At 70.8% G+C, this 22,498-nt stretch carries 16 protein-coding genes; all 16 read right to left on the minus strand.

Annotated features, from left to right (window positions below; genetic code table 11):
- Window positions 1-6: 6 nt before the first annotated feature.
- Window positions 7-1,623 carry a phage tail protein gene (locus tag GTZ93_RS28875; protein ID WP_139921903.1) on the minus strand — a complete coding sequence of 539 codons (1,617 nt, stop codon included), beginning with the start codon at window positions 1,621-1,623 and terminating at the stop codon, window positions 7-9.
- Window positions 1,620-4,511 (minus strand): baseplate J/gp47 family protein, encoded by a 2,892-nt coding sequence (locus GTZ93_RS28880; RefSeq protein ID WP_161663133.1) that lies wholly within the window; start codon window positions 4,509-4,511, stop codon window positions 1,620-1,622. The genes GTZ93_RS28875 and GTZ93_RS28880 overlap by 4 nt, the downstream gene beginning before the upstream one ends.
- A complete protein-coding gene (locus GTZ93_RS28885) occupies window positions 4,508-5,701 on the minus strand; it encodes a baseplate J/gp47 family protein (protein ID WP_139922274.1) in 1,194 nt (397 codons plus the stop codon). The genes GTZ93_RS28880 and GTZ93_RS28885 overlap by 4 nt, the downstream gene beginning before the upstream one ends.
- Window positions 5,694-6,104 (minus strand): GPW/gp25 family protein, encoded by a 411-nt coding sequence (locus GTZ93_RS28890; RefSeq protein ID WP_014394733.1) that lies wholly within the window; start codon window positions 6,102-6,104, stop codon window positions 5,694-5,696. Before GTZ93_RS28890 ends, GTZ93_RS28885 begins: the two co-directional genes overlap by 8 nt.
- A 16-nt stretch (window positions 6,105-6,120) precedes the next feature.
- Entirely contained in the window at window positions 6,121-6,942 is an 822-nt protein-coding gene (locus GTZ93_RS28895) for a phage baseplate assembly protein V (protein WP_139922276.1), read from the minus strand.
- Window positions 6,939-8,069, minus strand: a complete 1,131-nt coding sequence (locus tag GTZ93_RS28900; protein WP_139922278.1) for a phage late control D family protein — start codon at window positions 8,067-8,069, stop codon at window positions 6,939-6,941. Before GTZ93_RS28900 ends, GTZ93_RS28895 begins: the two co-directional genes overlap by 4 nt.
- Before the next feature lie 4 nt (window positions 8,070-8,073).
- Window positions 8,074-8,364, minus strand: coding sequence for a LysM peptidoglycan-binding domain-containing protein (locus GTZ93_RS28905; RefSeq protein ID WP_120616579.1), 291 nt, complete (start codon window positions 8,362-8,364; stop codon window positions 8,074-8,076).
- Entirely contained in the window at window positions 8,364-9,011 is a 648-nt protein-coding gene (locus GTZ93_RS28910) for a hypothetical protein (RefSeq protein ID WP_014394729.1), read from the minus strand. The genes GTZ93_RS28905 and GTZ93_RS28910 overlap by 1 nt, the downstream gene beginning before the upstream one ends.
- Window positions 9,005-9,277: a hypothetical protein gene (locus GTZ93_RS28915; protein ID WP_139922280.1), complete on the minus strand. Its 273-nt coding sequence runs from the start codon at window positions 9,275-9,277 to the stop codon at window positions 9,005-9,007. Before GTZ93_RS28915 ends, GTZ93_RS28910 begins: the two co-directional genes overlap by 7 nt.
- Window positions 9,271-10,593 carry an ATP-binding protein gene (locus GTZ93_RS28920; protein WP_139922281.1) on the minus strand — a complete coding sequence of 441 codons (1,323 nt, stop codon included), beginning with the start codon at window positions 10,591-10,593 and terminating at the stop codon, window positions 9,271-9,273. The genes GTZ93_RS28915 and GTZ93_RS28920 overlap by 7 nt, the downstream gene beginning before the upstream one ends.
- Window positions 10,590-11,624, minus strand: coding sequence for a DUF4255 domain-containing protein (locus tag GTZ93_RS28925; RefSeq protein WP_139922283.1), 1,035 nt, complete (start codon window positions 11,622-11,624; stop codon window positions 10,590-10,592). The genes GTZ93_RS28920 and GTZ93_RS28925 overlap by 4 nt, the downstream gene beginning before the upstream one ends.
- Window positions 11,625-12,637: 1,013 nt before the next feature.
- Window positions 12,638-13,438 carry a hypothetical protein gene (locus GTZ93_RS28930; RefSeq protein WP_161663134.1) on the minus strand — a complete coding sequence of 267 codons (801 nt, stop codon included), beginning with the start codon at window positions 13,436-13,438 and terminating at the stop codon, window positions 12,638-12,640.
- Window positions 13,438-13,947: a phage tail protein gene (locus GTZ93_RS28935; RefSeq protein ID WP_120524088.1), complete on the minus strand. Its 510-nt coding sequence runs from the start codon at window positions 13,945-13,947 to the stop codon at window positions 13,438-13,440. The genes GTZ93_RS28930 and GTZ93_RS28935 overlap by 1 nt, the downstream gene beginning before the upstream one ends.
- A 23-nt stretch (window positions 13,948-13,970) precedes the next feature.
- On the minus strand, window positions 13,971-15,938 hold the full coding sequence (locus GTZ93_RS28940) for a phage tail sheath family protein (protein WP_139919664.1): 1,968 nt from the start codon (window positions 15,936-15,938) through the stop codon (window positions 13,971-13,973).
- Window positions 15,939-16,192: 254 nt separating this feature from the next.
- The gene (locus GTZ93_RS28945) at window positions 16,193-17,155 is read right to left on the minus strand and encodes a hypothetical protein (protein ID WP_139919663.1); all 963 of its coding nucleotides are present in this window, start codon (window positions 17,153-17,155) and stop codon (window positions 16,193-16,195) included.
- Between the two features lie 8 nt (window positions 17,156-17,163).
- Window positions 17,164-22,281: an eCIS core domain-containing protein gene (locus tag GTZ93_RS42365; RefSeq protein ID WP_161663135.1), complete on the minus strand. Its 5,118-nt coding sequence runs from the start codon at window positions 22,279-22,281 to the stop codon at window positions 17,164-17,166.
- Between the last annotated feature and the right edge of the window lie 217 nt (window positions 22,282-22,498).

The raw sequence follows: 22,498 nt of genomic DNA on the forward strand, positions 1-22,498 counted from the left end.
CGGGAATCAGGTGGAAGGAGGCGTGACGACGGGCAGGGCCAGGCCGAGCCGTTCGTCGGGAACCAGGATGGCGCTCATGCCCGCGGGCAGGGATTCACGGAGCCGGGCGAGCACCGCCTCGTCGCGCAACGCATAGCGACGGTGGCGGTAGGCCCCCAGCTCCCCTCCATCCTCCGCGCCATCGAGCAGCCTCGCGCCGCTGTCGCTCGCGAGCACGCCAGCGCCGGGTGCTCCGAAGACGGTGGCGCGGAAACGGGGCACCTCGCTCGTACACGCGTACGCCTCCGCGGGCTGCCCCTCCACGGTGTACGCCCCCAGCGTGGCCTCTGGCAGCCGGCAGTAGCGGAAGCAGTTGCCCACCCCGGGGCGGGGAGTGACGGAGCCCGCGAAGAGCGAGTCGTTGGCGAAGCACCGCGCCACGTCCATCGAGCCGAGCACCGTCACGCTCAGCAACGTGATCAACGCCGTGCTCTCGAGTGACCCCAGGAGGCTGTCCTCCACCGTCGCGCCGACCACGTCCGGCGTGCCCGCCTCCAGCTGGAGGCGGCCGAAGGCGGAGCGGCGGACGACGAGTTCGTTCCCCAGGTTCTTCGTCACCATCCCCGTGACGATGGAGTCCTCGATGACGTGCGCGGTATCGAAGGCGTCGATGTACACGTTGCCCTGGACGACGCAGTTGCGCATCACCAGCGGCCGATTGCCGACGATGACGTCCTCTCCCTCCGGGAGGACGAGGTTCTCGAGGACGTAGTCGCCCGACTCCGGCTCGGGCGTCAGGGGCCCCTGACGGCGTCGGGGCAGCACGCGCGACGGCTCCGCGGGCACTGGCAGTGGACGCGTGTCTCCGAACTCCCAGCCCGGAGGGAAGAACCCCACCCTGGGCAGCGTGAAGACCGCGACGCGCTTGGGGTGGACCTGTCCCTGCCGCGCGGAGGGCCGGCGCAGGTCCGGTGTCCGCCGGGAGACGTCGTCGAAGTGGCCGGGCGCCGCTGGGATGCCGTGCACGTTCTCCTGCAACGGCGGCAGCGACGAACCATCCCCACGCGGCGGCAGCGCCACCTTGCGGGACAGGTACCGCAGGTCCACCGTCGCCGCGGGCAGCGCCGGGTGCCGTCGCGCTGGCGCCCCCGCCGGAAGTGGCAGGGCCCCGAGCGACTCCGGCGGGAGCAACGGCTGTCCCACGCGCGGCGTCACCGCCACCCGCCTCCAACCCTCCTGGAGGTAGACAGGCTCGGAGGGCTCGTTCCGAGGGTCCTCCGTGTCCCACGCATACTGGCCGACATCCTGGGCGACCTGGACCACCGACCCGGGCGTGCCCTTGCGCTGGCGCAGCGACACGGCCTGGGACAGCTCACGCCGCTGCTCCGGCTCCGCGGGCGACAGCAGCTTCACGTCCAGGAGCTCCGCCAGGTACGGCAGCGTCCAGCCCTGGGCGTCCGGATGGTCCGGGAACGCATCCGCCAACCGCTGGGCCATCACCCCGCGGACCAGGTCCAGCACCTCGCCGCAAGACCCCAGGTAGTCGCGCAGGTCTCCGTTGTCACGCGTGCGGTACACCTCCGGCAGCAGCCCGTAGAGCTGCGCGCCGAGCCCGCTCCCCGTCCCCCCGCTTCCCGAGCTCACAGTGAGTACTCCTTGAAGCGCACGGACAGGTCCTGCCCCTCCGGCGCCAGGTAGACGACGTGCGCGCCGGACGGCGCGTCCTTGCGCTGCAGCCCCGGCACACCGGCCATCACACAGATGGAACTCTCCACACCCGTCACGGCCTCCACCACCTTGTAGACGTCACTGAGGTACAGCGCCTGTCCCAGCCCCCGGTGCCGCAGCGACAGCGCGTCCAGCAGCGCCGCCCGCACCGCCTGCACCACCGCGTCCGGGTTGAAGGCCCGCGTGTCCACCTCCACCTCCACGTCGAGCGTCACCGGCTCGCTGAGGTAGCGGGAGAGCGACACCTCCACGCCCGGCAGCGCGTGGGCGCGCAGGAAGTCCGCCAGGGACTGCTTCAGGGGCCCCAGCTCTCCACCGTCCGAGGGCACCACCACCACCTCCACCAGCTCCATGCGGGAGCCGGGGTTGCGCTTGAGCAGCGCGCGCGCCTGCCAGACGCTGCTGTGGCCCATGGCGAGGCTGGCGAAGTCCTCCGTCGACACCGCGCGCTCCAGCGTCAGCACCGTGGCGGGCGCGGTGCGGCGCAGCGCCTCCACGTCCTGCATGTCGTTGCCCCCCGAAGCGGGCAGCGGCTGCTCCACCGCCTCCACCAGCGCATGAGGCCGGCTCGGCTTCGCGAGGCTGCCCGCGGGCAGGTTGCCTCGCAGCCCCGAGCCCGCGCGGAAGCCCACCCGCACGTTGTTCGCGCCCGTCGGCAGCCGCCGGCCGTTGCGCCCATCACCGAAGACGACCGCCAGCTCCCCGTCGCGAACCAGGCGCACCGTGTAGTGCGGGTCCGTGGGGCCCGACTCGCGCAGGCTCTCCACCGCCTGCCAGCGGCGGCCCGCCACCTTCACCTCCAGGTCCGCGCGCACGCCCGACGCGCGCGTGGAGTCCGCGACGAACGAGAGGCCGCGCTCTTTCAGCACGAACGCCTGTCCGGTCTGGGTGGCGTCTCCGCTGCCCAGCACCTCCTCGGGCTTGCGCTCTCCGTGCCCCACCAGGACGACGTTCGCGTGGAGGACCAGGTTGTCCACCGTGCTGCCGGGAGGCAGCGGGTCCACCAGCGCGACGAAGCCCTCGCCGGTGCCCTGCACGCGCGTGAGCAGCGGCGGCGCCGTGCCGCCCTCCTGCCGCACCACCACGGCGCGGCCGAACGTCAGGCCCCGTGGCACCGTGGCCAGCGGCACCTGCGTGCCAGACAGCGGCGTGGCGTTCTCCTCCCAACCCACCAGCCGCGCCACCTCCTGGAAGCGGCCGTACACGCGCGTCTCCGCGCGGGGAAACTCTCCCCCGCCCCGGCCCTGCCAGCCGTCCACGGGGACGAGCTCCGTGCGCCCCAGCTCGGCGTTGTTCGCCACCGAGGCCAGGCGCCCCCACGAGGACTGCACGCCCGTCACCACCACCGCGAAGTCCCCCGCCCCCAGCCCCTTGGGCTTGTCCGCCCACAAAGTCCCCGGCAGCAGCGACGCCGAGTCGTCCGCCATCAGGAAGGTGCCCACCTCCCAGCCCCCCGCGGACGCGGGCGGCGGCGCCAGGAAGGACTGCGGGTTGAGCAGCGACTCCTCCGTCTCTCCCTCAGCGCGCCGCTGGGTGAGCTTGAGCAGGGTGTAGCCTCGATTCGCCTCCTCGGAGGTCTCCACCGGGACCTCGGCGGCGGACACCACGTGCACCTCGTACTCCCGCACCGGGTCCTCGAAGGCGCGCGGGTCCCCCAGCGTCTCCCCGTTCAAGCGCTGCCAGGCACCGGGGACCTGGACGAAATACTCCACCGTGGGCGGCTCGCTCGAAGTGATGATCCGCTTCCCCATCTGCCGCGCCACCGGCACCACCACTGGCCGGGCCAGCACCGCCTGCGCCAGGGCCAGCTCGCCGATGCTCCGGTCCAACCCCACCTTCTTCCCGTCCACGGAGGTGACGCGCCGGTAGTAGCGCCGCTGTCCGTCCGACACGGTGACGATGTCCCCCGCGAGCAGGCCCCGCGGCTCCACCGCCAGCCGCAGCATCAACCCCACCGAGCCGCCCGTCCGCAGCGGCCCCTGGACCGGCAACCGCTCCTTGGGGCGGACATGCACGCGCGTACGCCCGAGGGTGAAGCCGTTGCTCGGGAGCGTGGGGGTCACCCGCAGGGTCGTGGTCCCCGCCTCCTGGAGGACGCTGTCCACCACGAAGGCCACGCACCGCCCATCCACCTCGCTCTCGAGGACGACGGGCTCACCCGCGTTGATGCCGGAGAGGCTCCCCTCCAACACCAGCTTCTTCGTGGAGTGTCCCAGCGCGTCCGGACTCACCCCATGTCCCGCGGGCCGGAGCAGGTTGAGCTCCGCGTCCACGTCCAGGTCGTCGAGCGACTCGAACGTGACAGGCGCGCCCCCGTCCGGCGGCGAGTGCCGCACCGCGAAGCCTCGCCCCAGCCGTCCCCGCGTCCCCGCCTTCGCGTGCACCACCAGCGGAGTGAAGGCCGACGCGGGAGGCGACGGGTGGTAGTCGATCATCTCCACCAGCCGACGCAGGCTCTCCCACTGGGTCGCCGTCCCCAGGTAGCCCTCGTTGGCATAGGCATCCACGTGCTCGGTGAGGACGTGCGTCGCACGCGCCAGGGCGCGAGCGATCTCCCAACCCCAATCCGGCACGGAGGCACGCGGGGCCTCGTACTGGGCCAGCAGCCGCGCCTGCCGCTCGGACTCGCTCTCCGAAACCGGGGCCTGCATCCCGGGCCAGCGGACGGACGCCTCCGGCCGGTTGAAGCGCTCGTCCAATCGCGCGCGGAGCTCCTCGAGCAGCGTGGCCGCGTTGGCGTCCACGTAGCGGATGCGCCGCAACCCCGCCCGGTTCCACCGGGTGATGTCCGATGACTTGCTCACCCTCGCCTCCCGCCCCGCAGGTTCAACGTGTACGAGCCCCGCTCCGGATGGGCCGGGTCGTTGTCACACGTGGCCAGCTCGATGCCTTGGAGCAGGATGCGGCCGGTGGCCACCTGGTCCAGGTAGCGCGCGCCGAAACGCTTGAGCTGATCCAACTGCACCGTCTCCACGCCCTCCAGCGCGGTGAGCGTCTGGATGAGGTCGCTGGCGTTGACGTCCTCTCCGAAGCGCAGCCGGCCCGGCTCGAAGAACCCTCCCGGGCCGCGCCCGAGGGCCTGCTCCACCGCGGCGCGGACCTCGGACTGGAAGTAGTCCGGCCCCACCTGGACGGTGAACGCCAGCTGGATGCCCACCGGCACCGCGTCCTGGAGCTGAACCTCCTGGCCAATCATCCGGTACGTCTCCACGTAGCCGCCCAGCAACGTGCGCAGGGAGGTGTCCGGCCAGTGCGGCGCATCCAGCCCCCGCTCGATGTGGAAGCGCTCCACGCGCTTGCGCAGGTCCGCGGGCGTGGTGGCCGCCGCGCTCGTGCCCTCCACGGCATCCAGCACCCGGGCATTCCCCCCGATGATGGCCACCCGCACGACGGTCCACGAGCCGCCCCACTCCAGCGAGGCCTGCGCGTGGCGGACCAGCGGGTGCTCCTCCAACATCCCGCCGTAGTCCTCCACCGTCACCATGCGCCGCTGGACGTGCAGCTCGCGAGGCCCCGCGCGCCGCGCCGCCTCCATCAGGAAGGGGTTCGCCGCCCAGGCCTGCTCCAGCTCCGCCCTCGCCCCCTCCCCATCCGCCGCCGGGTTGGTGCGGATGTCTCCCGCGGCGAAGGCCATGCGCTCCGCGTCGTAGCCGATGAGCCGCGACAGCCGCCGCACGGACTCCGGCCGGCGCGCGGTCTCCAGGAAGGACTCGGCGGCGACCCGGTCCGCCATGTCCGACAGCTGGTCGAGCACCGCCGACAGCACCTCCACCAGGACGACCTCGATGTCCGCCGCCGTCCAGCGCTGGCGCTCCGGGATGCGCGCCGCCAGCTCCTCCATCATGAAGCGGCGGAAGCCGTCGAAGTCGCGCACCTGCCAGTCGAAGTCGTTGCCCACGTCGGGGAGCGGCCGGGGCAGTCCCCGCACCACGCGGCGGCCACACCCCGGCAGCCCGGGCTCGAAGATGATTTCAGGGACGGGCGTGTCAGCCACCGACGCCTCCCACCGCGAAGAGCTGCTGCTGGGGAACCCCCAGCGTGGTGAGCCGGTAGCGCACGACGAGCTGGAGCTTCTCGTCCTCGCCCGTCACCTCCAGCTCCAGGCTGCCCGGGTCCACCTCTCCGCGCAGCGCGTCCGCCAGCGCAGCCTGCATGCGCCGCCGCGTCACGTCCCACAGCGGCGTGCCGTTGGGTTCGAACACCAGCATCTTCGCCCCACCCCCGAAGTCCGGGCGGAACACCCGCTCCCCGGGCGTGGTGAAGAGGACCTGCTCGATCTGCTCCCGCACGTGCTGGCCGCGCCGGCTGATGGCCGGCCCCTGCGCCTCCACTCGGAACGGGAAGGCCAGGCACGGTGGGTCCCCCAGGCGCTGACGCTGATCGAATGGCTCGCTCATCCCTCGTCCCTTTCCCTCACTTCGTCATCACCGACGTCGACAGCGTGCTCATCTCGCCCTGGGGGATGGGCGGCGACGTGGGGCCCCCCGGCGCCGACGAGGTGTGCACGTGCGTGGCGAACAGGGTGAGGAAGCTCTGCCCCTTGATGACGGGCTCCCCGCCACTGCCGCCCAAAAGCACCTGCGTCCCCTCCACCACCACCTGCTGGCCCTTCACCTTCACCCCCGAGGACGCGGTCTCGATGGTGTTGCCGTGCGAGTCCTCCACCCGCACGCCGCTGGAGGACAGGACGAGCGAGTTGCCGTGGCTGTCCTCGACGCGCAGCTCCTCGCCCTCCGCGTCCAGCACCACCGTGGCGCCCTTGGCGTCCGTCAGCGCCACCGTCCCCTTCGGGTCGATGCTCAGCTGCGCCCCCTTCGGGTGGTGGAGCAGCACCGCCTCCTCGTCCTTCGCGTCGTCGAACCGCAACACGTGGCCCGCGGGCGTGCGGAGCAGGCGCGTGGTGGGAGGCGTCTTCGCCGCGTCCTCCGGCACGTCCTCCTTCTTCTGCCAGAACGTCCCCGTCCAGATGGGCCTGCGCAGGTCCCCCTCCTCGAACTCCACCCACACCTGGGCATCCACCTCCGGAATGGCGAACCAGCCATGTCCCGCGGCGCCACCGAAGGGCACGCAGGGCAGCGCCCAGGGCGAGGACTCGGAGCCCAGCACCGACGGCACCCTCAACTTGAGGCGCCCCAATCCTTCCGGGTCCTGGTTGTCCGCGACGAAGCCCCGGTACTTGCCGAAGTACTTGTCGCGCGTCTGCCGGATGAGCTCCGTGAGCAGCTCTGGCGTCACAGGAGACCTCCCAGCACGTTGAGCGCCCCGCCCCCGAGGTTGTCCCCATAGGCATTGCGCAAGAGGCGCAGCCCCTGCCGGTAACCGTCGTGTGAGAAGACATGCGTGACGGCGTCCACGTAGTAGATGCCGCCCAGCCACTCACCGACGCCGTCCACGCCCACGGGCTGGCCCACCTTGAGGACATGACCGTAGGCCGTGCCGTCCAGCTCCCCTTCCGCGCGCACGCGCAGGGAGAAGTCGTTCACCTTGCGCCGGGCCCGGGCAAGCAGCTCCTCCTCGTCCACGGCCCCCTCGCGGGTGAGCAGCCACGTGAAGTCGCGCCCCTCTTGGCCACCGTGCGCCTGCTGGGTGCCGAGCAGCGGGAGGTCCGGCGTCACCTCCTGCCGGCGTGGCTCCGCGCCCGACAAGGGGGCCAGGTCCACCGCCACCGTGTTCGGGCGGTGCCCGTCCGTGGTGACGCTCAACGCGCGGCAGTGCGTGTCCAGGCCCGCGTAGACGCGGATGGTCGGCTGGGGCTCTGCGTCCAGCCGCATGGGGCCGAAGTAGATGACGCCTCCCCGGACCAGCAGCTCGTACCCGTTGGCCTCGGCCCGGGCACGCAGGAACCGGATGTCGGTGGAGTCTTGCGGCACCACCAATCCGCTCAGGCCGGCGCCGCTGGTGGGGTCCACCACCAGACCGTGGCGCGCGGCGACTTCCGCCAGCAGCACGCCGTCCGACGTCGGGGCCTCCGCGCCCCACACGCGCCGCACGTGCTCGCGGTCCATCGCCAGCGATTCGTCCTGGCAGGACACCGTGACGCGGGCGGTGCCCATGTCCTCGGGGTAGTCCGCGCGCACCTCGCGCACGAAGCCCCGCAGCACCTCCTCGGTGTGCTGACCGAAGCGGGCCTCGATGAGGATGGGCTCCCAGGGGGCCAGGACCTCCGCGTCCTGCACCGTCCAGCGCCCGCTCTCGTCGCGGCGCGTGTCGAAGACGAGCGTCGCCACGCCGACCCGGTCGCGGCTCACCTCCACCCTGGCTTCGCGGAGGAACGGATAGAGCGAGGTGATGGGACGGCCTCGCACCTCGATGGCGCACTCGACGGGTTCCCGGAAGCGCTCGCTGAACAGGTCGGCCAGCATGGCGCTATTCCGTGGCCCGCGGGATGAGGATGACCTGGCCCACGAAGCTGTCGAGCGTCAGGTCGCCGCCGAAGAGGAAGCCCGGGTTGGCGTCCAGGATGCGCCACCACAGCCTCGCGTCGTTGTAGTAGTGGCGCGCCAGCAGATCCAGGCGCTCACCGGAGCGGACCACGTGCTCCAACACGCCGGTGGCCGGGCCGATGGCGCGAGGCCTCACGCCGCGGAACACCTCCCCCAACACCGGGTCCTCGTCGAAGGCACGGGCCTTCGCATACCGAGAGTCACGCGGGAACATCACAGCACCCCCTTGAGCAGGTCCGCGGTGAGCCGGCCGCTGTTGACCGCCGCGCCCACGAGCTGACGGGCCTTCTCCCGCAGGTAGAACGGGTTGTTGCCCTCGATGACCTGCAACGTGAGCGACACCGTCGCCCGGTAGGCCACCAGCGATGGCAGGAAGTTCGTCTCCTCCACCCGGACGGACGTCAGGAACACGGGCAGCACCTGGCCACCCCAGACGAACAGCAGCACCGACGCGAACTGCTCGCGCTGGAAGGCCCGCTCCGACCCGAGCCCCAGGCTGGCCAGCAGCTGAAGCCCTCCCGGCCCCTGCGACTTCGGCTCGACCAGCGTGCGCAGCGTGTCCAGCTCCGGCTGGATGCCCAGCGTGGCGGCCACCGCGTCGCCTTCGTGCATGCGGTCAGTGGCGTCCAGGAGGATCTCCAGCGTGAACGACTCCGGCTCGACCGACACGCCCTGGGCCACGCGGGGCGTCTCCGTGGGCAGCGCGAAGTCGTAGGCCCCGCGCAACCCTGGCGTCCCCGGCGTGCGCAAGGTGAGCGTGCGCGTGCGCGAAAGCGTGCGCGGATTGAAGTCGAACACCAGCGCCAGGGGAGGCACGGACAGGCCGTACTCCACCAGCGCGCCCCTGCTCACCCTCACCATCCACGGCCTCCTTCCTCTTCGACCCGGCCAGTCTCCACCGCGCCCCTGACATGGGAGACGAGCGCGTGCGCGATGCGCGAGGCCACCTCCCCATCCGGCAGCGACAGGTCCACGTGCAACGACAGGTGCGCGGAAGGCACGTGGTGCGTCCCTTCATTCACCGCGTGCACGCGGGACAGCTCGCGCGCGACGAGCCGGACGAGCGTGTCCGCGCGGCGCTCGAAGCCCGCTGGCAGCCGCAGGTGCAACGCGTCGATGGTCAGCATGGCCCCAGCTCCTTTGGCAGGTGCTTGCGCAAGGGCCCCAGCTCGGAGGCGGACACGTCGCGCCCCTCCTTGCCCAGCTCGCGCCACACCGCGAGCGCGAGCTCCCGCATGCCGATGGGGGTCCCCGCGCCCGCGGCGAGATAGGCCGCGTGCAGCGCTGCGTTGCGGATGCCGCCACCGGACAGGCTCACCGCCGAGCCCAGCACCTCTGGGTCCACCTCCGGCGACAGCGGCGCGCGCGGCGGCAGCAGCCCCCGCCACAACCTCGCCTGCGCGCGGGCGTCCGGCCGGGGGAACTCCACCACCACCTGGAAGCGGCGGGCGAACGCCGGGTCCAGGTTGCCCTTGAGGTTGGTGGTGAGGATGCACGGCCCCGTGTGTTGCTCGATTCGCGCCAGCAGGTGGCTCACCTCCTGGTTGGCGTACCGGTCGCGGGCCTCGCGCACCTCGCCACGGCGGCCGAAGAGGCTGTCCGCCTCGTCGAAGAGGAGGATGACGTCGCGCCCGTGGGCCGCGTCGAAGAGCTTGCTGACGTTCTTCTCCGTCTCGCCGATGTACTTGCTGACGAGCGCGCCCAGGTCCACGCGGTGCAGCTCCCAGCCCATCGTCGTGGCGAGCACCGAGGCGGCGAACGTCTTCCCCGTCCCGGACGGGCCGGAGAACAACGCCACGGGGCCGCCCATCGCGCGGCCGCCCCATTGCTCCACCACCGTCTCGCGATGCTGGAGCCACAACAGGAACTCCCGCAGGAGCGCCAGCTTCGCCTCCGGCAGCACCAGCTCCTCCCAGCGCGCCGTGCCCGGCACCCGCAGCGCGCCCGGGAGCGACAGGGGCGGCTCCGGGGCTCCGAGCAGGCGCGGCGTGAGGCCACGGCTCGGCCGGATGGGCGAGTAGGGGCCTCCCTCGTCGCGCTCCAGCAACCCCAGGCGCCGCAGGGGCGCGTCCTCGGACAACACCGACGACAACCTCGCGCCGTCCGCGGGCTGCAAGGCGAGCAGCTCCTGGATGAGCGCCGCCGTGGGGTACACCGGCTGCGTCGCGCCTGGCTGGAGCTGCTGGAAGAGCCAGCCGACGCGAGGCTCCATCTCGGGCGCCACCGCGCAGGCCAGCACGTCGTACTCGACGGGAGCGAGCTGGCTCGCGCGGAGCCGGCGCCACGCCGAGCCATCCTCCCGGGCCCCCCGCACCCGCGCCTGGGCCTCGCGCAGCCGCTCCAGCACCGCGTCCTCCAACGACGCGCCCTGCCGCAGCCGCGACAGGCACTGCCCCAGCAACTCCACCCGCTCCACCTCCGCCCGCAGGGGTTCCGTGCTCATGCGCCACCTCCATGCAAGGTGACGAAGACGGGGTTGCCCCGCGCCTCGAGCTCCACGCCCTCCGGCCCGTCCGCGGCGCGCCGGTAGCGGCGCACGGCGTAGAGCACGGCCTGTCCCGCATGGTCCGAGAAGGGCAGCGGCACCGGCACACGCGACGTGGCGGGCGGCTGCTCCGGGTCCACCTCCAGCACGGCCGGCGTCATGTCGACCGCCGTGTCCACCGTGCGCCACCCCAGGGCCTGGTCCCAGACGTCCCACCGGAAGTGCACGCTCGCCCCGGCCGCTCCGGCCACCACGACCTCTGGCGTGAAGCCCGCCAGCTCCGGGCTGCCCACCTCGAACACCAGGCTCTGCGTGCAGGTCCCCGCGCGCACGAAGCCAACCTGCGGCGCCCAGTCCTCCAACCGGGGGTCCACCCTCAACCGTGCCAGGGGCGGCGTCCAGGCTGGCACCGCCGGCACCGGCCCGCGTTGCGTCCCCGACTGCACGTGTGCCCCCACGGACACCACGCGAGGCGCCTCGCGCGTGCGCGTGCGCGGCACCACCGGCACGAGCGCCACCTCGTAGGCCACGGACGGCCGGTAGACGACGTCCTTCTGCGTGGACCAGAGGCGGTTGATGTCATCCAGGCTCAGCGGCTGGAAGAGGAGCTGCAGGCGGACAACCTCGCCGGAGGCTTCCAGCGCGTCCATGACGGGCTTCTCGTGGAAGAAGCGGATGACCTCGCCCAGCAGGCGCAGGTCGTTCTCCCCCGCGCTCACCGTGTCCTCGGCGGCGGCGAACGCCGTCACCAGGCAGTGCACGCGCAGAAACCAAGTCTGACCGGGCAGCACGTCCGCGCCCATGGGCGGTGGCTCGAAGCGGTGGAAGAACAGGTTGACCCGGTGGTCCGTGTCACCTGTGGCGGGCGCGGCGGCGGCGGGCGTTCCAATGGGCACGCGGACCGTCTGCCCCTGCAGGCGGAAGCTCTCGCGAACGAAGTCCGCCAGCGAGCGGCAGGCCACGGAGACCGAGGATTCAGGCAGGGCCATCTCAGGCGTTCCGGAGGTAGTGACGGTTGAGCAAGTCCGAGCCCTGGCCCGGAATCGCGGAGGAAGACGCGGGCGCGGGCGCCGGCGCGGTGATGACCACGTGCACCTCGCCGATGTGCACACGGGGCTCCTGGAGCTCGCGCCGCGGTGGCAACGCCGGAGCAGCCCCTCGCGTGGCTTCCCCTGGCGGCGGAGCCTGTCGCGCGACGTCCCGAGGAGTCTCCCGCGCCTCCCGCTCGGCGGCGGGCGCGCCCGGCACTGGGAGCCGGGCACGAGCTGGAGTCTCGGACGAAGCGGACTCGGACGAAGCGGACCCGGGCGCGGCCCGCCCCTTCGACGCTGGGACTTCTTGAACGGAGGCCCCCGGTGCCGCCGGCCCCGAGGACCGGCCAGGCGCGGCCTCCTGGGACGCGGGCATCGATGGACCTCGAGCCTCCGAAACACGCGGAGGCACGGACGACACAAAGGCGGGAGGGGTGGCGGATCCCTGTGGCTTTCTCCTGAGCAGGCCTGTCGAAGCCAGAGGCGGAACGGAGGGGCGCTCGGTGTCCTGGGTCGTGCCTTCTTCCAACCCCGCTCCACGAGGAAGCGACGTCAGTCCGGTCACGCCTTCAGGCACCTTGAACCCACCCGCCCCACGTGACTTCACCAGGACCGGGTCGGGTAGAACATCAAGGCTGTCGGGGTCCTCGCCGGTCGCCCGGTCCGGTTCCCCACCAGCCTCCACTGGAACTCGGACGGCACCTGCCAGGATGCCGCCCTGCCCCTGAGGGACCACTGCGCTAGCCACCTTTCCCAGACCTCGATTTCCGTTTCCGGAGTCAGGCCTGGCCTCCCAGTCATGGTCCGCGGACCGGGGGGCGGGCTCTCCGCCCCACGCCGGTGGTGCTTCCCCGACGACCTCGGACACAGCTGTGTCCTCCCACTCTTCCAGCGGTGCCTCGGGCACCCGGTGCGGGAGCGCATCGGCAAGGATGTCAGCCAGAAACCCCATCGCGGACTCCAAAGTCGTTTCACGTCGTCACACCCGCGCCCCGTTCCACGAGACGCAGGTACCGCCGCCGCCGGTGCCTCGGGAGCGCGAGGATGTCCCGCTCGCTCCAGTGGTACGTCGACGCCAGCGTGTGGACCTCCTCCAGCAACACCTCCGGGTCCATGGACAGGCACCCATACGGGTCCACCTCCACCTCCCGCACGTCCCCGCATGCGGCACAGGGCGCCCGGACCCGCGTCACCACCGCTGGAGACACCGCCTCCAATGCCTCGTCGATGCGCTGCACGTCCGCGGCATCCAGCCGCGTCACGTCCCACGTGGAGGCGTCCAACGGCTCCGCGCAGCGCGCCAGCAACGCGTGCGCATCCATCCGCCCTTCCTCCACGACGGCCTCCTGGTCCGCGCCCGCGGGCACGCGGACCCGGACCCGCCCCTGCCCCGTCTCCACCTCCGCGAAGGGGAAGCCCTCCCCCGCCTGCTTCACCGGCAAGCGCGACACCGGCAGCTCGAAGTCGAACCGCTCGCCGCACGCGCCGCACACCACCGTGTGCCACGACCGCTCCAGGCCGAGCAGCCGCTCCAGTCCTCGCATCAGGAACTGTCGATCCGCGACACACAGCTCTCCCGCGAGCACCACGTCCACCGGAGCACCGCCCACGTGCTCCAGCGCCGCCGCCAACACCCGAGAAACCTTGCGCGGCAGCGACCCGCGCCCCCGCGCCAGCTCCGAGAGCTCCAGCTCGAGGGCTCCGTCCGGCTCGCGGAAGGAGAACTGTCGCCGGAGCGCTCCGGCGCGGAGGAGTCCACCCGGCAGCGGCATCAGGTCTCCGCGGGCTCGGCCACGCTCGTGTCACGCTGCCAGCCCTCATGCTGGAGCGTGAGCGTCTGGATGCCCACCGCGCTCATCGCCTGCGAGTCCAGGTCCGGCAGCGCCTGGTACTCCGACACCCAGGCCCGGAGGATTTTGTAGGAGATGGCCACCTGCCCCTGCATGTTGAGGACGTTGAGCACCAGGTCCTTGCGGAAGTTCTTCAAGGACATCGCCGCGTCACCCTCGACGTTGTTCACCAGGGCGGCCCAGGCCTCGAACACGGGGTCATGCGTCAGCCCCTGCTCCAGGGTGATGGGGTCGTAGCTGGTGCCTCCCGGCAGGATGCGCTCGTGCGACGGGTCTCCCGCCGTGCGCCACTTGATGGCCTCGGTCTTCTTCTTCAGGGCGCCCATCTTCTTGAGCCCGGCCACCGGACGGCCGTCGATGAGCAGTTGGAACTTGAAGGTCCGGTACGGGTCGTGCCGGTGCGTGTTCACCGTGAACATTGGTGCGGCCATGTCTCATCACCTCGGTCGTGGACCTACTGCTGGAGCTTCTGCTGGATGCGGACGATGACGAACTCTGCGGCCTTGAGCGGCGCGAACCCGACGACGACGATGACCTGCCCCCGGTCGATGTCTCCCTGGGTCATGGTGTCGCCCAGACCGCAGCGGACGAAGTACGCGTCGGAGGCCTTCTCGCCCTGGAAGGCACCGGCCCGGAACAGGCCGTCCATGAACGAGCCGATGTTGGTGCGCAGCGCCGCGTGCAACCGGTGGTCATTGGGCTCGAACACCGCCCACTGGATGCCGTTGTAGACGCTCTGCTCGATGAGGATGGCCGTGCGGCGCACGGACACGTAGCGCCACTCCGGGTCCACCTTGGTGGCCAGCGTGCGAGCCCCCCAGAGGACCGAGCCGAAGTTCGGCAGCGCGCGCAGCGCGTTGACGCCCAGCGGGTTGAGCTGGTCCTGCACGCCGTCATCCACGCCGAACTCCAGGCCCGCCACGCCCGTCAGCCCCGTCTCCACGCCCGCGGGCGCCTTCCACACGCCCCGGCGCGCGTCGACGCGCGACCACATGCCCGCCGCGAACGCCGAGGGCGCCACCTTCACCGTGGGGCTCTTCGTGCCCGGCGACTCCGCCTTGTAGAAGGGGTTGGCCACCTTCACCCAGGGGTAATAGGCGACGGCATAGGTGGACGTCGGCAGCTTGAGCTGGTCCACGCGCGAGGCCGACGTCAGCTCGAAGCCAGGCTCCGGGTCGACGATGAGCACCCGGTTGCGCATCTCCTCGCAGTGCGCGAGCGCCGCGGCGACGGCGCCGTTGCCCGCGCCGGTGCTCGGCAGCGAGTTGCCCGGCAGAACCACCGTGGTGATGTCGCGGATCTTCCTCAGCGCGCCACCGAAGACGGCCTGGAAGTCCTCCGGGCGGGGCGCGTTGGCCGCTCCGCCCGCGAGCTTCGCCGTCGAGCTGGCCTCCACCGACGCGGGCGTCAGCATCACGGCGCCGTGTGCCGCGGTGGGGTTGGAGGTCGGGTCCAGCTTCATCGCCTTGGCGAGCGTGGGGCCCGAGCCCGTGTCGTAGACCTCCACGGAGGCGTACGACGACTTCGGCGACGAGAGCACGAACTGGCGCGTGGCCGTTTCGTAGGTGCAGGTGAAGTCCTTGAAGGGCGCGTCCGTGCCGGAGATGCCCCGCACCGCCTGCTGGATGGCGGTGGCCACCTTCGCCGCGTCCGCGGCCGCGTCCGTCCCCCCGAGCGCCAGGGGCGTCTTCAGGACGGTGAAGTTGCGCGTGCCCAGCGCATCCAGGTTGATGCTGAACGACAGGTCCTCCGGGAGGCCGAAGGTGGTGAAGTAGTTGGCGGGAACCGTCGTCGCGTGGAGCGCCGCGCCCGTCAGCTTGCCGAAGTCGGCCAGGTCCTTCACCGTGCCGTTGGCGAACTCGAGCCGCACCGGCGAGGAGTCGCCGTTGACCACCGACAGCGCGTAGCTCGGTGAGCGCTCGTTCATGGACAGGTTCGGGAAGGACAGGTCCGCCTTGAAGCGTTGCAGCCCGTCCACCAGCTCCATGTGGCCCACTTCGAGCGTGAAGGTCGGCGCCGCCGTGGAGGCAGAGCGCACCACGCGATGGTGGAGGCCATTGCCCCAGGCTCCGGGGCTGGTGGCGCTCAACTTGAGCACCGGGTCCGGCGTCAGATCCGCGTTGTTCAGCGTCGCGGTGGCCGCCACGGCCCCCGTAGGGTCCGCCACGCGGGCGATATACGCGTCCTTGCCGCCGTTCTGGTAGTAGGCCAGCGCCGCGAAACCCATCACATCCTGCTCACTGCTGATGGCCCCGAAGGTGCGCTCGTACTCCTCCAGACTGTGCACCAGGACCGGTGTGCCTAGAGGTCCCCGCGTCGCCGCGCCCACGAAGGCAGCCAGCGACGTGGCGACTCCTTCGATAGGCTTTGCACCGCTCGGAATCTCCTCCAGGTAGACACCTGGATGCAGATAGGTCGCCATGCCACCTCTCCTTGAAATGAATATCAGACGCCCGACCCATCAGGTCATGACGCAATTCGAGCGGCGCGACTGGCGCCGGGTCCGTGTGTCGACGAGGCTTATAACCGGGGGGTCTGACATGTGACTTCTCATTGCCCCCGCCAACCCATCAACCATACGTGCCGGCATTTATGCCTTGGCTATTTCGCGGCGATTTTCCCAAACCCCATCGCGTCTGTCTTTCAACCTGACCCAGGGTTTGAATCCACCTGGATTCATCCGGTGATTTCGTGCCACCCGCCGGAGCCACGACCGAACACCAGCCCGGGCCCCTCCCCCAGGAAGAAGACGGCGCGGCCGAGCGTGTTGAAGAAATCCATGCCGGTCGCGCCCACGCCCGACGACTCCAGGTCCCCCTGGTTCGCCTCGACCCACCGGAAGGGCGAACCGCCCGACACCAACTCGATGGCCGAGACGGGACATGCGAGGGCCTTGGAGATGGCGATGACGCGTGCTTCGTCGAAAACGCCCGGGTGACGCAGCTCGACGAAGGAAGTCTTCAGGCTCGGTGTCCGTCCCGCGCGCCAACGTCCACCCGGGGCGAGCTGTCCGGCCACGGCGCTCCAGTCCGACGCCTCGACATTCGACAACACCAGGAGGCTCTCGGGTGGAAGGGTCTCCAGCACATAGTCCGTGGCGGGAGGCGCCACCTCCCAATGTCCCTCTTCGAGGACTTCTCCCACGCGCAAGAGGGAGGACACGGAGTTGCAGAAGTTACCGAAGCGCTCCTCGTACACGCTTTCCAGGGAGGCGCCACCGAGGAGCAGGTGGGGCGGAGGAGCGCCCAGCGCGATCTGCGGGAGGCCGCCGTCCTCGAGGGCCACCTCCATCGTGCGCCCGGAGAAGAAGCTGGCGAGCCCCCGGCGAGACCGGAGGTCATACAGGTCCATGCCCACCACCACGCCATCCACCACCGAGGACAGCGCCCGGAAGAAGTCGAGGTCCCAGCTCTCGGCGGGTCCGTCCTGGAGGGTCAGCGCCGTGCCGCCTCTCGCGGTGGCGCGGATCACCCGCCAGGAGAACCGCCAGGGGCCGGACCCGGAGGAAGGCCCGGCCCCGTGGCGCCACTGCCGCGAGTGGATGGCCCTGCCAGTCTTCGCCAGGGCCTCCGCGAGCCGGTCCGCGGCCTCGGCGGTCCCCACGCCCGGCGCAAAAGCTTTGATGAAGAGTCCCGCCATCACTTCTCCTAGAAGACGTGCGTAATCTTGAAGACGTAGTTTCCGTCCACGAACTCGACCCGCATTACCCCATCGACACATTGGATTTCGATGAGCTTGATGATCTGATTCTCAAAGACATCCCCCACCTGCCGGGACCCACCCTCCGAGCTCAAAGGGCCGCCCCAGCCGAACAGAACGTCCCTCATGCGCTTGCCATCCGGCTTGATGTAGACCTCCACATCGTTGAATCCGGCATTGCGCGCCTTTTCCAGGGCGCCCATGGCCGTGCTTCGCGAAGCGGAGTCCGGGAAGGGCGAGTCGAGATACTTGAGCTGTATGGCGCGTGGCGGCGAGCCGATGGTGCCGTCGATGCCCGGATATGACACCCCCGCGGCGGTGTTATCGAAGAGGACGACCGTCTCCTGGGAGCGCTTCTGGAGTTCGGAGGCTTGCTGGATCTCGTGATTTCCCATCCTGGCCTCCGCAGTCCCCGAAATGATTCGGACGTCCATTTCAGTGCGTACATGCGGCAGGTCGGGACGGAGAGGATCTCCCACCAGGTTGGCGACATGCCGGTGGGCCTGCTCCGTCATGGCCATCGAGTCCGCGATGGAATCGACGTGGCCCCTCACGACGGGTTCCTTCATTCCCCTCCCTCCACCGGTGTCCAGGGCCTTCTCAAGATTGATGCCGCGGCTCACCTGAAGATCCGCCCAGACGTCGAACGCGGAAACCTTGTCTTCCGAGAACCACTGGCGCGCGGCCTTCTCGCGGTCCCCTATCTGCCTGCGGACCTTTCCGCCGCCAGCCGTCACGGCGGTCGTGAACGGTGCCGTGCTCCCCGAGGCCGGCGGAACCAGGGTCACGAGATCCGCGGGCGACAACAACGCCTGTTTCACGGCCCCTGAGAGTTCGCTCAGGCGAAGCTCCAGCAACCGGGGCGTCGTGCCGCGTGTCGCGGCGTCCTTGACCCAGTCCTCGACCCCCGTCATCCGGCCCTGGTGCTGGAGGAGCGCCGCCTGGTCGATGATCGTCGTGACGAGCGACAGCCTCCCATCCTTGTCGAGCACGGTCTTGAGGGTCGCCAGCTGCGCCTTCACCGTGGAGAGCGTGGTCTGGGTCGCCGCCTCGTACTCCGCGGCCACATAGCCACGCCCGGCCTCCAGGGAGTCGACGAGTCGCTCGTAATGTTCGAGCTGGACCTCCAGCTCCGCGATGTCCCGCTGGACGGACTCCTTCTCACGGGCCAGCGCCGAACCCTCCTTGTCTCCGACCTTCTGGATGCGTTCGTCGATGCCCGCGTGGAGGGACTCCAGCTCGCTGATGATGCGGTTCAGCTTGCGCACCTCCAGCCGGGACTCGAAGCCGAGCGTCCCGTAGCCCGGGATGCGCGTGAGGGCCTGGACGAGCCGGCTCAGCAGCCGACGGATGTGGCCGATGGGCCCCTCGTAGCGGCGCAGGAGCCGTGCCGTCTCCACGTGCGTGCGGATCTGATGAGGCCCCGCCTCGGGTCCCACTTCGATCTGAACCCGGCCCTTCCGGTAGCGCACCCGCGTGGAGCGCCCCTTCAACTCCGGGGGCCCCACCTCCACCACGGCCACCTTGCCCTGGAGGTCGCCCAGTTCGAGCTCCAGCGCCGTGACGCGTTCGCTCTTCGCGGGCTGACGCGTCGTCGGCCCCGCGGCATCCACGGGCAGCGGCCCCTCGTCGCCTGGCGCGCGGGCCTTCCTGGCATCCTCTCCCGTTCGCCGCGCAGCCGCGCCGTCGCCGTCCTGCGCAGGGACCGGAGGTTCCGTCCCGGGTCGTGACACCGGCGCCATGACCTCGTCCGGAGTGGAGACCCGAGGCTCTCCCTCCGCCGGTCGCGTGGCGAGGCCGTCCTCGGAGTCCGCGGCACGAGGCGAGCCGCCCGCGTCGGGCGGGTGGAGCATCTGCACCGCCGAGCCCGCCGTCATCAACCCCGAACGGACCGCGCCGAGGATGGCCTCCGCCCGCCGCGCCGCCAGCTGGCCCGGACTGAGCTGCCCCTGCAACTTCTCCAGCTCCGCCAGCTCCATCTCGAGTTGGTACGGAATGATGATGACCGTCGCGCCAAGCTGGGTGACGCCGTAGATGTGGAGGAGTCCCTGCAGCCGCTCCACGCGCTTCGCCCAGCGGGGCGCGTTGCGCAGTGCCGACAGAGCGGGAGTCGCCACCGCCGCCACGCCGCCGACGATGGCCGAGACGTCCATAATCGTCTGGAAGTCCCACTTGAGCGCGCCCGCCGAGTGCCGCCGGGACAGGCTGTCCACCGCGACGACGGCCCCCGCCAGGCCGCCGGCCAGTCCGACCGCCAGGCCCGCGGGGCCGGTGAGGAACAGGCCCGCGATCTCCGCCACGGTGGCCAGGTCCGTCAGGCGCTGCATCACCCGGCCGCGCGTGCCCGGGGCGCTGCGCATGCGAGGCTCCAGCCCCAAGGGGCCGCCCGCCGCGTCCTCCAGCGCCTTCGGCAACCGGAGGGCCAGCGTGCCGCGCCCGTAGCCGTTGTTCTCCCGGAAGTCGACGAACGCCTTGCGCACCGCCTCCGCATGGCCCTTCGTCCCCGCCTGACTGCTGCGCCCCTCGAAGACGTAGCGGTCCTTCGGAGAGGGCGCCGTGACGTCCGCCAGCAGGTAGTGACGCGCTCCCTCGCGCGAGCCCTCCGCCTCGCCCAGCATCATGACGAGCTCGTGGGCCTGACCGTTCTCCTCGGAGACCAGCGTCACGGCCGGCCGGAAGTTGGCCCCCGGGATGCGCGCGCCCACCTTGCCGATGAGCTGGAGCCGCTGGCCCAACTGCTCCTTCTGCTGGGCGAGCTGCTGCTGGTACTCCTCCAGCGGGATGCCCTGAAGCTCGAGCTGCACATCCAGCAATCGCGACGCCGGTGTACGCGAGTCCCTGGCGACGCTCCCCTTGCGATCCTCGGCGAGCTGGTTCGCCACCGCGATGCGCTCCTCGAGCGCCGTGCGAGCATCGCCGCCCAGCTCCGCCACGCTGGCGGTCTCCACCCGCCGCAGGGCCACGATCTGGGCGTCGAGCCCGTCGCGCTCCTCCCCCGTGGCCTGGTCGCGCAGCGCCTCCAGTCGCCGGAGCTTCGTGAGGTTCTGGTCGTTCACCTGCGTCGCGCGCCGGTTCACGTCCATCACCTTGACGACGACCGCGGCCACGCTGGAGGCGCGACGGACGGGCGAGTCGTCGTCGAACTGGGGCGAAGCAACGCAGCGGACCAGGAACTCGCCCTCGTGGTCCCACCCCACGCCCTGCTCGCTCCGAGGCGTGGTGACCAGGTCGATGTAGCTGCTGATGCTCGCCTTCCCGAAGCGCACCACGTTGCTCAGCCCCACCACCCCCAACCACGCGGAGCGCGCGGGCCAGGTGGCCACCACGGACAGCGCCGAACCGGACGTGGCGTCATCCACGTCCGCCGCCGTGTCCTCCGCGATGTCGCCCATCTTCCGCCCGAAGTCGCGAGCGATGGCATCCGTGCGCGACAGCTGGTTGTCGGAGCTCAGGGCCGCGTTCCGCATGTCGCCCCGGCTCTCGGGCTGCATGTCCGTGACGTCGAAGATGTCCCAGAAGTACGTGATGGGCTGCATCCGCGCGCCCACCTGGTCCAGGGTCGTCGAGCCCGCGGACGCGTAATCCAGCGTCATCTCGAAGCGGCTGCTCGAGCCGGTGACGGTGATCTCCTGGCCGTAGTTCACGATCTTCGAGGGGTACGGCAGCGTGTTGGCGACGTTCCGGGCGCCCGCCAGCCGAGGCACGTCCGCGGGCAATGCGCCCCCCACGAACTGGCCGTCCTTGCCCGTGAATCCCGTCTGCTTCGCCCCCTTCGCGACCTGAGTGCTGTTGGCCGCGTCGCGGGACTCGCGCAGCTCCTCGGTCGCCTCTTCCACGCGCGACTGGAGCGCCTCCTCCGTCTCGCCGTCCGACACGGGCAGGGCCTTGCAGACCCCGTCCTCCCAGACATTGACGAAGGGGCCACGCTCGTCGGACCACACCACCAACCGATCCGGAACGCCCTTCCCCTCTCCGCCAGGAGAGGAGGTCTCCTCGTCCCCCTCCTTCGTGGCGACGCTCCGGGCGATGCGCTCGCGCACCTTCGAGACGAGCCGCTCGGCGGTCGCGACATCACCCGAGCCGGAGTCGTCCGCGGGCTTCGTCTCGGGAATGCCCACCAGCGCCACCAACGGCCCCACCGAGGCGACCTCCGCCTGGAAGCGCGTCGCCTCCGCCAGTTGGAGCCAGTTGGTCAGGAAGGCCGTCTCGTCCTTCTCGAAGGACCAGGGCGCCCACCAACGCTCGTTCTTCTGCTCGACCAGGCGCACCAGCGCCGACTCCATGGCCAGGTAGTACCCCGTCGCCCAGATGACCGCGTCCGGTCGCATGGCGAACGTGCCCTTGCGCTTCCCGTTCGCATCGAGCCAGAGGATGTCCTGCCCGGAGACGATGAGGTGCGTCAGGTCCGCCACCAGATGGCGCTGCGTCGGGTCCAGCGCATTGGAGACGGCTTCCCGCCCCTCCGCCACCATCTGCCTGTTGGTGCGCGCAGTGGGGCGCACGGGCACGACGTCCGCTTCCGGCCCGGCGTCCAGGTTCATGCTCACGTCGCGCATCACCGCGCCGGCGCTGGGCGTGAGCCGGGGAACCGGCAAGCCGTTCACCGCGAGCGAGGCGGCCCGCTCCGCCTCCACCTCGGCCGGGTGCGAGGGCGTGGACACGGACTCCGGAAAGGCCGCCAACCCACTCACGCCCGCCGAGCGCTGCTGCACCACATGCGCCAATTCATGCGCGATGAGGCGCTCTCCCGAGGGGACACCGGGGCGGTAGTTCCCCGCTCCGAAGACGATGTCCGTCCCCACCGCGAAGGCCCGTGCCCCGAGCGCCCGCGCCGCGGCACCCGCCTCGGGTGAGGTGTGCACGCGCACGTCGCCAAAGCCCGTGCCGAAGGCGGACTCCATCGAGTGGCGCGTGGCGGGCGCCAGGGCCTGCCCGGGGGCGAGGATGTCCCGCACCTTCGCCCGCTCGGCCTCCAGGTCCTGCCGCGCATCGAAGCGAGGGCCCACGGACGACGTGGACGGGGCATGCACCGCTTCTCGAGTGGTTTGCGCCTTCACGCCTGACATGAAGCAACATCCCCCTGACATTCGAGTGCTTCACTCGAGTCAATGCTTCCGCGGTGCTGCCCCCTGGCGGAACCGCAACCACTGTACCGCACCGGATTATTGGGGCTCCAGGTTGGCTGCAATCAGACAACCTGCTGCGAATGCATGGGTTAGGCACACACCGGGAAGACGCCATTCCGGGAAGAACCGACACGTCAGAGTGAATGGCTGACACGTC

The organism is Corallococcus exiguus (genome assembly GCF_009909105.1).
GTDB lineage: Bacteria > Myxococcota > Myxococcia > Myxococcales > Myxococcaceae > Corallococcus > Corallococcus exiguus.